The 12,241-nt window shown below is 74.1% G+C and carries 11 protein-coding genes; all 11 read left to right on the forward strand.

The window, feature by feature from the left end:
- Positions 1-108: 108 nt before the first annotated feature.
- On the forward strand, positions 109-495 hold the full coding sequence (locus V6V16_RS21090) for a hypothetical protein (protein ID WP_334564595.1): 387 nt from the start codon (positions 109-111) through the stop codon (positions 493-495).
- A gap of 224 nt (positions 496-719) precedes the next feature.
- Positions 720-3,554 (forward strand): Na+/H+ antiporter subunit A, encoded by a 2,835-nt coding sequence (locus V6V16_RS21095; protein WP_334564596.1) that lies wholly within the window; start codon positions 720-722, stop codon positions 3,552-3,554.
- A complete protein-coding gene (locus tag V6V16_RS21100; protein WP_334564597.1) occupies positions 3,551-4,042 on the forward strand; it encodes a Na(+)/H(+) antiporter subunit C in 492 nt (163 codons plus the stop codon). Before V6V16_RS21095 ends, V6V16_RS21100 begins: the two co-directional genes overlap by 4 nt.
- 25 nt (positions 4,043-4,067) lie before the next feature.
- Positions 4,068-5,573, forward strand: coding sequence for a Na+/H+ antiporter subunit D (locus V6V16_RS21105; RefSeq protein WP_334564599.1), 1,506 nt, complete (start codon positions 4,068-4,070; stop codon positions 5,571-5,573).
- Positions 5,570-6,151 (forward strand): Na+/H+ antiporter subunit E, encoded by a 582-nt coding sequence (locus V6V16_RS21110; RefSeq protein ID WP_334564601.1) that lies wholly within the window; start codon positions 5,570-5,572, stop codon positions 6,149-6,151. Before V6V16_RS21105 ends, V6V16_RS21110 begins: the two co-directional genes overlap by 4 nt.
- The gene (locus V6V16_RS21115; protein WP_334564602.1) at positions 6,148-6,420 is read left to right on the forward strand and encodes a monovalent cation/H+ antiporter complex subunit F; all 273 of its coding nucleotides are present in this window, start codon (positions 6,148-6,150) and stop codon (positions 6,418-6,420) included. Before V6V16_RS21110 ends, V6V16_RS21115 begins: the two co-directional genes overlap by 4 nt.
- On the forward strand, positions 6,420-6,752 hold the full coding sequence (gene mnhG / locus V6V16_RS21120) for a monovalent cation/H(+) antiporter subunit G (RefSeq protein WP_334564603.1): 333 nt from the start codon (positions 6,420-6,422) through the stop codon (positions 6,750-6,752). Before V6V16_RS21115 ends, mnhG begins: the two co-directional genes overlap by 1 nt.
- Before the next feature lie 226 nt (positions 6,753-6,978).
- Positions 6,979-8,535, forward strand: a complete 1,557-nt coding sequence (locus V6V16_RS21125) for a M28 family metallopeptidase (RefSeq protein WP_334564604.1) — start codon at positions 6,979-6,981, stop codon at positions 8,533-8,535.
- A gap of 185 nt (positions 8,536-8,720) precedes the next feature.
- Complete coding sequence (locus tag V6V16_RS21130; RefSeq protein ID WP_334564606.1) at positions 8,721-10,070, forward strand: hemolysin family protein; 1,350 nt, start codon at positions 8,721-8,723, stop codon at positions 10,068-10,070.
- On the forward strand, positions 10,067-11,131 hold the full coding sequence (locus V6V16_RS21135; protein ID WP_334564608.1) for a hemolysin family protein: 1,065 nt from the start codon (positions 10,067-10,069) through the stop codon (positions 11,129-11,131). The genes V6V16_RS21130 and V6V16_RS21135 overlap by 4 nt, the downstream gene beginning before the upstream one ends.
- Before the next feature lie 167 nt (positions 11,132-11,298).
- Positions 11,299-12,240 carry a sporulation protein gene (locus V6V16_RS21140; protein ID WP_334564609.1) on the forward strand — a complete coding sequence of 314 codons (942 nt, stop codon included), beginning with the start codon at positions 11,299-11,301 and terminating at the stop codon, positions 12,238-12,240.
- The last annotated feature ends 1 nt before the right edge of the window (position 12,241 follow it).

The raw sequence follows: 12,241 nt of genomic DNA on the forward strand, positions 1-12,241 counted from the left end.
GAGGGGTGCTTGCGCGGTTAGGTCCGTTAAGTCTTACTTAACTGCTTGCTTGTCCCCCACAACATAAAGTAACTTCACTCCGAGTGCCGACCGGGTGGAGGGGACTGGATGACCGTCGAGCAGCGGAGTTTCGAGCCCGGCACCGACGTGCTCATCCGCAAGGTCGACAGCCATCTCGCCGCCGTCCGCGCCGGGCTGTGCGGGCCGGAGCTGGAGCTGGCCGAGCGGCTCGCCGCCGCGCTGCGGGAGCTGGTCGCCTCCACCGCCCAGGCCAGCGCCGCCGACCGGGGCCAGGTGCGCGCGGCGGTGCACTACTTCGTGCTGCGCCGGGAGGGTCGGGGCCGGTTGCTCCCGGTGCGCTCCCTCGCCGCCGCCCAGCGGGTGGTCAACCGCGTCGTCGTCGAGCTGGACCGTCCCGACCTGCTGGTGGAGCCACGGAGCGAACGTCCAGCCGGGGAGCCCGCCCTGCCCGCCGCCGATCTCGCCGTCGGCTGACCCCGGTCGTCGGCCCCGCCGTCGCCAGCCCCCGGCGCCGCTCTCGCCGTCGGCCGACCTCCGGTCGTCGCCGAGGCGTCCGCGCCCGTACCGGGGAACGGTCAACCGGCAATCCGGCCGAATTCGCGCAAAACCGCCCGCCGGGCGACGAACTGGCGTCTGATCGCAGCTAGGTGCCGTCCCACCTCCGGCGCGGACCGCAGCAACCTCGACCGGGAGCGCGGGTGCTCGTACTGCTGATCCTCCACCTCGTGGCGGCCGTCGTCGCGCCGCTGCTCGTCCGGTGGTGGGGTCCGCGCGCCTGCTACCCGCTGGCGCTGGCGCCGGCGGCCGCGTTCGGGTGGGCGGTGGCCCGGACCCCGGCCGTCCGCGACGGCGGCGCGGTGGTCGAGACGTACCCGTGGATCCGGGAACTCGGCGTCGACCTGGCCCTGCGGATGACCACCCTGTCGTGGCTGATGACCCTGCTGGTCGGCGGCGTCGGCGCGCTGGTCCTGATCTACAGCGCCCGCTACTTCGGCGCGGAGTCGACCGGGGTGGCCCGGTTCGCGGCCGTGCTGGTGGCCTTCGCGGGGGCGATGCTCGGCCTGGTCCTCGCCGACGACCTGCTGCTGCTCTACGTCTGCTGGGAACTCACCACGATCTTCTCGTATCTGCTGATCGGGCACAGCACCGAGCGGCGCTCCAGCCGGTGGGCGGCGGCGCAGGCGCTGATCGTGACCACGCTCGGCGGGCTGGCCATGCTGGTGGGCTTCATCATGCTCGGCGAGCACGCCGGCAGCTACCGGCTGTCGCAGCTCACCGCCGGTGCGCTGCCGGGCGGGGCTTACCTGGTCACGGCGGTCCTGCTGATCCTGGCCGGGGCGTTGTCCAAGTCGGCGTTGCTGCCGTTCAGCTCGTGGCTGCCGGTGGCGATGGCGGCGCCCACGCCGGTGAGCGCGTACCTGCACGCCGCCGCGATGGTGAAGGCCGGCGTCTACCTGATCGCGCTGCTCGCCCCGCTGCTGGCGAGCGTCGGCCCGTGGCGGCCGGTGGTGCTGGTCGCCGGCCTGGCCACCCTGGTCACCGGGGGCTGGGCGGCGCTGCGGCAGACCGACCTGAAGCTGCTGCTGGCGTACGGCACGGTCAGCCAGCTCGGGCTGGTCGCGGTGGCGGCCGGGGCGGGCACCCCGGACACCGCGCTGGCCGGGGCGGCGATGCTGCTGGCCCACGCCCTGTTCAAGGCTTCGCTGTTCCTCGTCGTCGGCATCGTCGACCACGGCGCCGGCACCCGGGACCTGCGGGAACTGTCCGGGCTGGGGCGGCGCGCGCCCGTGCTCGCCGCCGTTGCGGTGCTTGCCGCCGCGTCGATGGCGGGGCTGCCGCCGCTGGTCGGCTTCGTCGCCAAGGAGGCGGTGCTGGCCGCCTTCACCGACCGGCCCGCCGTCCTCGCCGTGCTGGTGGCCGGCACCGCGCTCACCGTCGCCTACAGCGCCCGCTTCGTCTGGGGGGCCTTCGCCACCCGGCCGGGCGTGCAGCCGACCGTCCTGGGCCGGGTCCCCGCGTCGATGCTCGTCCCGCCGGCCCTGCTCGCCGCCGTCGGGCTGGTCGCGGGCCCGGGCACCGGCGTGCTCGACGACCTGCTCCGCCCGTACGCCGAGCTCTTCGGCGGCGTCGGCAAGGAGTTGGCGCTGTGGCACGGCCTCACCCCCGCGCTGGGCCTCTCCGCGCTCGCCGTGGCCGGCGGCGCGGCGCTGCACGCGCTGCGCGGCCCGCTCGCCCCCGTGCTGGCGCGGCTGCGCGTCCCGGTCGGCGGAAACCAGGGGTACGAGTGGGTCATCGGCCGCTTCGACCGGCTCGCCATGGACGTCACCGGCGCCACCCAGCGGGGCTCGCTGCCGCAGTACCTCGGCGCGATCCTGCTCGTGCTCACCGTGGTGCCCGGCGGGGCGATGCTCGCCACCGCCCCGTGGCGGGACCGGATCGCCCTCTGGGACAGCCCCCTGCAGGTCGTGGTGGTGGCCGTGGTCATGGTCGCGGCGGTGCTCGCGGTGGGCGCCCGCCGGCGGCTGACCGCGATGCTGCTGGTGGGCATGACCGGCTACGGCACCGCGATGCTCTTCGTGGTCTACGGCGCCCCGGACCTGGCGCTGACCCAGTTCCTCGTCGAGACCGCCACCATCGCGGTGTTCGTGCTGGTGCTGCGCCGGCTGCCGGAACGCTTCTCGGCCCGCCCGCGGCGCAGCCGGTGGGGGCGCCGCGCGATCGGGGTGGCCGTCGGCGTGATGACCGGCGGGTTGGCCCTGACCGCCGCCTCGGCCCGGCAGGCGCCCACGATCTCCGACGCGTTCCCGGGCCTGGCCGTCACCCAGGGGTACGGACACAACGTGGTCAACGTGACCCTGGTCGACATCCGGGCCTGGGACACGATGGGCGAGCTGTCGGTGCTGGTGGTGGCCGCCACCGGCGTGGCCAGCCTGGTCTTCCAGCGCTCCCGCACCGGACCGCGTCCCCGCCGTCCCGAGCCGTCCGGCCGGAGCCAGCGGGCGGGCGGACGGGTCTGGCTGCGCGGCGGGGCGACCCTGCACGAGCGGCAGCGTTCGATCGTGCTGGAGGTGGTGACCCGGCTGCTCTTCCACACCGTGGTGGTCTTCTCCCTGTTCCTGCTCTTCTCCGGTCACAACGCGCCCGGTGGCGGCTTCGCCGGCGGGCTGGTGGCGAGCCTGGCCCTGGCCGTGCGCTACCTGGCCGGCGGCCGTTACGAGCTGGCCGAGGCCGCCCCGGTCGGCGCCGGCACGGTGCTCGGGGCCGGCCTCCTCGTCTCGATCGGCACCGGGGTCGTCGCCCTGCTCGCCGGCGGATCGGTGCTCGAGAGCGCCCGGATCGACCTGTGGCTGCCGCTGATCGGCGACTTCTACCTGGTCACCTCCGTCTTCTTCGACGTCGGGGTCTACCTGGTGGTGGTCGGGCTGGTGCTGGACATCCTGCGCAGCCTCGGCGCCGAGGTGGACCGGCACATCGAGGCGGCCGGCGAGTCGGGCGGCGGACTGCGGGTCGACCGGGGAGGTAGGCGGACGTGAGGCCGGGCGTCGAGGGACCGACCCTGGTGCTGGTGGTGGCCGCCGGGGTGCTGGTCGGCTGCGGGGTCACCCTGATGCTGGAACGCAGCCTCACCCGGATCCTGCTCGGTGTCATCATGCTCGGCAACGGGGTCAACGTGCTCATCCTGATGGGCGGGCGTGCCGGGGCGGCGCCGATCGTGGGCACGGCGCCGACCGACACGCTGAGCGACGCGTTGCCGCAGGCCATGGTCCTGACCGCCATCGTGATCACCTTCGGGCTGACCGCCTTCCTGCTGGCGGTCAGCTACCGCAGCTGGTACCTCACCGGCGACGACGAGGTCCCCGACGACATCGAGGACCGGCAGATCAGGCGGGCCGCCGACCGCAACGAGGCCCGCACCGCCGACCTCGGCGGCGAGGGCCCGGACGACCCCCGGCGGGTCGACCCCGAGCAGGTCGACCCCGAGCCGCCGCGCCGGCTCCGCCCCGGGGACGGTCCCGGATGACCGGCCCCGCGCGACGGGGCGCCCGATGAGCCGGCTCCTGCCGCTGCCGGTGGTGGTGCCGCTGCTGGGCGCGGCGCTGACCCTGCTGCTGGCCCGCTGGCCGGGGCTGCAACGGGTGGTCAGCGTGGCCTGCCTGACGGCCACGCTGGTGGTGGCGGCGGCGCTGCTGGTGCAGGCGTACCGGCACGGGCCGGTGGTGCTCCAGGTCGGCGGGTGGGCGGCGCCGGTGGGCATCGTGCTGATCGCCGACCAGTTCGCCGCGCTGATGCTGGTGGTCTCGTCGGCGGTGACCCTCTGCGTGCTGCTCTACTCCGTCGGGCAGGGGCAGGCCGACTTCGGCGAGACCGTCCCGGTGACCATCTACCACCCGACCTACCTGGTGCTGACCGCCGGCGTGACCAACGCGTTCCTCGCCGGCGACCTGTTCAACCTCTTCGTCGGCTTCGAGATCCTGCTGGCCGCGAGCTTCGTGCTGATCACCCTCGGCGGCACCGAGACCCGGATCCGGACCGGCTCGACGTACGTGGTGGTCAGCATCCTCTCCTCGATGGTCTTCCTCACCTCGGTGGGCCTGGTGTACGCGGCCACCGGCACGCTGAACCTGGCCCAGCTGGCGTACCGGCTGGACGCGCTGCCCGACGGCGTACGGCTGAGCCTGCAACTGATGCTGTTGCTCGCCTTCGGGGTCAAGGCGGCGGTCTTCCCGCTCTCGGCCTGGCTGCCCGACAGCTACCCCACCGCGCCGGCCCCGGTCACGGCGGTCTTCGCCGGCCTGCTCACCAAGGTCGGCGTGTACGCGATCATCCGCACCGAGACGCTGCTCTTCCCCGGCGGTCAGCTCGCCGGGCCGCTGATGGTGGTGGCCGGACTGACCATGCTGGTCGGCATCCTCGGCGCGGTGGCCCAGTCCGACATGAAGCGGCTCTTCTCCTTCACGCTGGTCAGCCACATCGGCTACATGATCTTCGGGGTGGGGCTGAGCACCGTCGCCGGGCTCTCCGGCGCGATCTTCTACGTGGTGCACCACATCACCATCCAGACCACGCTGTTCCTGGTCGCCGGGCTGGTCGAGGAGCGCGCCGGCAGCACCGACCTGCGCCGCATCGGCGGCCTGGCCCGGGCGGCGCCGCTGCTCGGCGTGCTCTTCTTCGTCCCGGCCATGAACCTCGCCGGGGTGCCGCCCTTCTCCGGGTTCCTCGGCAAGCTCGGCCTGCTCCAGGCCGGCGTCGCGGCCGGCGGACCGCTGCCCGGGGTGCTCGTCGCGGCGGGGACGGTGACGAGCCTGCTCACCCTCTACGTGGCCTCCCGGGTGTGGACCCTCGTCTTCTGGCGCGCTCCCCGGCTGCCCTCCGCCGAGCCGGTCGTCCGGCTGCCCGGGCTGATGGTCGGCGCGACGGTCGCGCTGGTCGCGCTCGGGCTGGCGCTGACGGTGGTCGCCGGGCCGCTCTTCGACGTCACCGCGGAGGCGGCCGCGGACCTGCGCGAGCGCACCCCGTACATCCGTTCCGTCCTGCCGGACGGCGCCCCGTGAGCCGCCCCGAGCCGGCCGCGCCGGAGCGCCGGCAGAGTCGGCGGGACCGGGCGATCGCGTTCGGCTGGCTGGTGCTGGTCTGGTGCCTGCTCTGGGGCGACCTCTCCTGGGGCAACCTGGTGGCCGGGACGGCCGTCGCCGGGGCGGTGCTGCTCTTCTTCCCGCTGCCGCCGGTCTCCTTCGGCGGCCACGTGCGCCCCGGGCCGCTGCTGGTCTTCGCACTGCGCTTCGTCGGCGAGCTGGTCAGCGCCAGCGCGCACGTCGCCGTCGTCGCGGTGCGCCTCGGCTACCAGCCCCGGGGCGCGATCCTCGCGGTCCGGCTGCGGGTCCGCACCGACCTGAACCTGGCGCTCACCGCCGAGGCGATCTCGCTGGTGCCGGGCACGCTCATCATCGAGGTGGACCGGGACGCCGGGGTCCTCTACGTGCACGTCTTCGACGTGCGCGGGCCGCGGGACCTGACCGGCAGCCGGGAGCGGATCCTCGCCGTGGAGCGGCGGCTGGTCCGTGCCGTCGGCGCCGCCGAAGAGGTACGCCGGGTGACCACCGATCCCGTCGAGAGGGGACCTGACCAGTGACCACCTTCCTCGCCGTCGTCCTCACCACCCTGTTCTCGGTGACCGCGCTGCTCGCGCTGATCCGGCTCTACCGGGGACCGTCCCTGATCGACCGCGTGGTCGCCGCCGACATGCTGCTCGCCACCATGGTCGGCGCGGTCGGCGCGGAGGCCGCGGTGAACCGCCACGCCACCACGCTGCCGGTGCTCGTGGTGCTCTCCATGCTCGGCTTCGTCGGTTCGGTGTCGCTGGTCCGCTTCGCCGTGCGCGACGAGGGGGAGGAGGCGTGATGCTGGGCACGCTGGCCGACTGGCTGGCCGGGGGCTGCCTGGTGGCGGGCGCCCTGCTGAGCCTCGCCGCCGGGATCGGGGTGTTGCGCTTCCCGGGCACGCTGGACCGGATGCACGCCGCGACCAAGCCGCAGGTGCTCGGGGTGCTGCTCCTGCTGCTCGGCCTGGCGCTGCGGCTGCGGACGCCGGCCGACCTGGGCATGCTGACGCTGGTCGGGATCTTCCAGCTCGCCACCGCACCGGTGGCGGCGCAGATGATCGGCCGGGCCGCGTACCGCGCCGGCAAGGCGGACCCGGCCCTGCTCGAGGCCGACGAGCTCGCCGAGCGCTGACCCGTGTGGTGCTCGACCGCCGCCCGCGCCGCGGCGACCGGCGAGGGGGCCCGGTCCCGCCGTCGCGGCCCGGCGTCCCATTTCGGGGAATGCGGCGATTCTGCGTCTTGCGTATTGCCCGGACCGGGGTCCCGCTGCACTCTTTCGCAGTGATGACCGTCGATCAACGGCCGTCCCCGGTCACCGCCCACCCGGCGGGACCGGAACCCCCCACCCCGGAGGACCAATGAGATCCCGCACCCCCCGCGCCGCCTGGCTGGCCGCGCTGGCCGTGGCCGCGGCGACGGTCGTGACCGCCTCCTCGGCGACCGCCGCCCCCACCACCGTCCGGGCCGCCGCCCCGGCGAGCCTCGCCGCGGCCCCGGACATCCCGCTGGCCAACGTGAAGGCCCACCTGTCGCAGTTCCAGTCCATCGCCACCGCCAACGGCGGAAACCGGGCGCACGGCCGACCCGGCTACCTCGCCTCGGTCAACTACGTCAAGGGACAGCTCGACGCGGCCGGGTTCAGCACCGTGGTGCAGTCGTTCACCTACAACGGCGCCACCGGCTACAACCTGATCGCCGACTGGCCGGGCGGTGACCCGAACCAGGTGGTGATGACCGGGGCGCACCTGGACAGCGTCTCCTCCGGCCCGGGGATCAACGACAACGCCTCCGGCTCGGCCGCGATCCTGGAGACCGCGCTGGCCGTGGCCCGCAGCGGCTTCACCCCCACCAAGCACCTGCGCTTCGGCTGGTGGGGCGCGGAGGAACTCGGGCTGCGCGGCTCGCAGTACTACGTGAACAACCTGCCCTCGACCGAGCGCACGAAGATCAAGCAGTACCTCAACTTCGACATGGTCGGCTCGCCCAACGCCGGCTACTTCGTCTACGACGGCGACAACTCCGACGGGGTGGGCTCCGGCCCCGGCCCGGCCGGCTCCGCGCAGATCGAACAGACCATCCAGGCGTACTTCACCTCGATCGGGGTGCCCACCCGGGGCACCGACTTCGACGGCCGCAGCGACTACGGGCCGTTCATCAACGTCGGCATCCCGGCCGGCGGCACCTTCACCGGGGCCGAGGGAGTCAAGTCCAGCACCCAGGCGTCGCTCTGGGGCGGCACGGCGGGCCAGGCGTTCGACCCGTGCTACCACCGCTCCTGCGACAACACGAGCAACATCAGCGACACCGCGCTGGACCGCAACGCCGACGCGATCGCGTACACGGTGTGGACGCTGGCCGGGGCGGGCACCCCGCCGGGCAGCACGGTCTGGAGCGACACGTTCGAGACCGCCACCGGGTGGACCACCAACCCGGCGGGCACCGACACCGCCACCCTCGGCGGGTGGGAGCGCGGCGACCCCGCCGCCACCAGCTCCGGCGTGGCCACCCAGCTCGGTACGACCGTCAGCGGCAGCTACGACCTGGTCACCGGGGCGCTCGCCGGGGGCAGCGCCGGGGCGTACGACCTCGACGGCGGGGTGAGCACCATCCAGTCGCCGGCGATCACGCTGCCGTCGAGCGGCACCCTGCGCCTCTCCTTCTCCTGGTACCTGGCCCACCTGAACAACGCCAGCAGCGCCGACTACCTGCGCGTGCGGGTGGTGGGCGGCGGCACCGTCACGGCGCTGAACGTGACCGGCGCCGCGAGTGACCGGGCGGCGGCCTGGCAGGGCGCCACCGCCGACGTCTCCGCGCTGCGGGGACAGACCGTACGGATCGTGGTCGACGCGGCCGACGCGGGCGGCGCCAGCCTCGTGGAGGCAGCCGTCGACGACGTGCGGATCATCCTGAGCTGACGCGTGCCGGAGGCCCCCCGCCCCGACGTCGGCGGGGGCCTTCGGCGCACCTTCAGCGGATGCCCAGCCGAGCCCGATAAAATGGGCGGCATGATCGACTCTTCTGCCCAGGAGGGCAGCAGTAGCCAGCCGGGTCGTGCCCGGCGTATCCCCACCCCGACGTCCCCGGGAGCCCTGAGCGACCCGTGTTGATCGTCGTTGGTCTTCTTCTCATCATCGTTCTCACCGTCGCCACGGGTTACTTCGTGGCCCAGGAGTTCGGCTACGTCGCCGTGGACCGGGGGCGGCTCAAGCAGCTCGCCGACGACGGCGACAAGGCGGCCGCCCGGGCGCTGGAGGTGACCGGGCGGCTGTCGTTCATGCTCTCCGGCGCGCAGCTCGGCATCACCGTCACCGCCCTGCTGGTCGGTTACGTCGCCGAGCCGTTCCTCGGCGCGGGGCTGGCCGAGCTGCTCGGGGTGGCGGGCGTCTCCACGGCGGTCAGCCTGCCGCTCTCGGTCGTCCTGGCGCTGCTCCTCGCCACCGTCGTGCAGATGGTCCTGGGCGAGCTGGCCCCGAAGAACCTCGCCATCGCCCGGCCCGAACCCCTCGCGAAGGCCCTGAGCAGCTCCACCCTGATCTACCTCAAGGTCGCCGGTCCGTTGATCAAGCTCTTCGACCGGGCCGCGGTCCGGCTGCTCCGCCGCGTCGGCATCGAGCCGATCGAGGAACTGCCCAGCGGGGCCACCCCGCAGGACCTGGAGCAGATCATCGCCGAGTCCCGCCAGGAGGGGCACCTGACCGCCGAGATGTCCACGCTGCTCGACCGGGGGCTCGACTTCCGCGAGCTGACCGCCGGCGAGGCGATGGTGCCGCGCGTCGACGTGCACACCGTACGCGCGCACGAGCCGCTCAGCCGGGTGGTCGAGCTGCTCGACACGGGCAAGTCCCGCTTCCCGGTGCGCGGCACCGAGGGCGTGGACGACCTGGTCGGCGTCGTCGGCATCGCCGACGTGCTCGGCGTACCCCCGGAGCGGCGCGCGACCACCCCGGTCAGCGCGGTCGCCGGGCCCCCGCTCCTGGTGCCGGAGACGCTGCCGCTGCCGACGGTGCTGGACCGGCTGCGCTCCGGCCACCGGCAGCTGGCCTGCGTGGTCGACGAGTACGGCGGCTTCGCCGGGGTGATCACGCTGGAGGACATCGCCGAGGAACTCGTCGGCCCGATCCGGGACGAGGACGACCCGCCGGAGCGGGCCCCGGCCCGGCAGGACGACGGCTCCTGGGTGGTGCCGGCGCGCTGGCGCATCGACGAGGTCGCCGACAGCACCGGCATCGCGCTGCCCGAGGCCCCGGAGTACGACACCCTCTCCGGCCTGGTCATGCGCGAGCTGGGGCGGGTCCCCGAGGTCGGTGACCGGCTGGCGATCAGCCTGCCGGCCGACGGCGAGGACGGCGCGGAAGGGCCGCGCGCCCTCGTCGAGGTGCTGGCCGTCGACCGGCACGTGGCCGACTCGGTCCGGCTGCGCATCGCCGAGCCGGGGGAGGTGGCCGCGTGAGCCCCGGCATCGCGCTCTTCACGTCGGTGATCCTGCTGGCGCTGAACGGCTTCTTCGTGGCCGCCGAGTTCGCCCTGGTGGCCAGCAAGCGTTACCGGCTGGAGCACGCGGCCGCCGGTGGCGGCCGGGCGGCGCGGGCCGCGCTGGACGGCGTACGCGAGCTGTCGCTGATGCTCGCCGGCGCGCAGCTCGGCATCACGCTCTGCACCCTGGGTCTGGGCGCGCTCGCCGAACCCGCGATCGAGCACCTGCTGAGTCCGCTGCTGCACGCGGTCGGGCTGCCGGACGCCGCGAGCCACGTGGTGGCGCTGGTCTTCGCGCTCAGCGTCGTCACCTTCCTGCACCTGGTGGTGGGGGAGATGGCGCCGAAGTCCTGGGCGATCACCGATCCGGAGCGCTCGGCGGTGCTGTTGGCGCTGCCGTTCCGCGCCTTCGCCCGGGTCGCCCGCCCGGTGCTGTCGGTGATGAACGCGCTGGCCAACGCGATGCTGCGGCTGGTCAAGGTCAACCCCCAGGACCAGCTCGCCCAGGTGCACGGCCCGGACGAGCTGCGCATGCTGCTGGAGCAGTCCCGCGAACACGGGCTGCTCGGCGCGGAGCAGCACCAGATGCTGACCAGCATGCTGGAGTTGCAGGGCACCACGGTGGCCCAGGTGATGGAGCCGTTCCAGAAGATGGTGACGGTGCGCCGCCACGAGGGGGCCGACCGGATCGAGCAGGTCAGCCGGGACAGCGGCCGGTCGCGGCTGGCCGTGCTGGACGAGAACGACGACGTCTGCGGCCTGGTGCACGTCCGGGAGGCGGTGCGGGCCACCACCACGGGGCGCGCGGTCACCGCCGGCGACCTGATGACGACCACCCTCACCCTGCCGGCCTCGGCCTCGGTGAGCGAGGCGGTGGCGGAGATGCGGGCCCGGCAGTCCCAGCTCGCGCTGGTGCGCAACGGTGGCGGGCCGACCCGGCCGATCGGCTTCGTCGCGCTGGAGGACCTCCTGGAGGAGGTCATCGGCGAGTTCGACGACGAGACGGACGCGGTGCCGCGCGGGCGGCGCATGAGGTGAGACGGAGCGGGGGTGGCCGCTCTTCGCCGAAGTCGGGGCGGCCACGCCCGAGGTCCGCGACGATTGAGGCGGTCCCGCCGAGGCGGGGCCCGCGACGATCGCCGTGGTCCCGCCGGCCGGCGCACGGGAGCCGGGCAGGGCCGGCCCGGTGCGGACGGGGGAGTGCCGTGCGGTTGACGGGGGTGTCACCGGAGTCCGGCTGGACCGGCCTCTCCGTGCGGACGGCCCTGGCCAACCCCAGCACCCGCCCGGGCCTGCGGTTGCCGGGGCGGGTCACCGTCGTCGCCGGTTCCGCCGACGTGCCGGTCCTGCACGTCCGGCTCGGCCTGGTCTCCACGGCCGAGCCGGACGACCCGGAGGCGCCCCGTCGGCTGGTGCAGTTCCACCGGGCGACGGTGGCCGAGGGCTTCGTACTGCCGGCCGGACGGGGCCGGTCGATCCCGTTCGAGTTCGCGCTGCCCTGGGAGACCCCGGTGACCGTTCTCGGCGGGGTGCCCCTGCTCGCTCTGCGGATGGGGCTGCGTACGGAGGTGGCGGTCGGGCCTCGGCTGGACCAGGGCGCGATGGTGCCGCTCTTCGTCCATCCGCTGCCCACCCAGGCGCACGTCCTGGCGGCCCTCGACACGCTCGGCTTCAGTCTGCGCCAGGCCGGCCTGGTCGACGCGCGGCTGCCCGGGGTGGCGCAGACCCTGCGGCTGCACCAGCGCCTGGGCTTCTGGGTCGCGCCGCTCTACGCCGGGCCGATCACCGAGTTGGAGCTGATCTTCATCAGCGACCAGGCCGGCCTGGAGGTGATCCTCTGGATGGACCGTCGGCTGGCCCTGGCCGGGATCACCCACCAGAGCATCAGCCGGTTCCGGGTCTGGCACGCGGACGCCGACCGGCGGGACTGGATAGCGACGGTGGACGCCTGGCTGCGCGAGGCGATCAACCGGCACGCCGCGGCCGCCGCGCACGCCGACTGGTCGGCGACGATCTCCGAGTCGGCGCACGTCAGCCGCCCGCCCGACGAGCCGATCCACCCCGGCTACGGGCTCGGCGGCACCGCCGGCGGGGCCGGCATCGGCGGCTCCGGCGGCGGTGGCGCGGGTGGCGGCGACGGCACCTGAC

This window comes from Micromonospora sp. CPCC 205561, assembly GCF_036906775.1.
Classification (GTDB): domain Bacteria; phylum Actinomycetota; class Actinomycetes; order Mycobacteriales; family Micromonosporaceae; genus Micromonospora.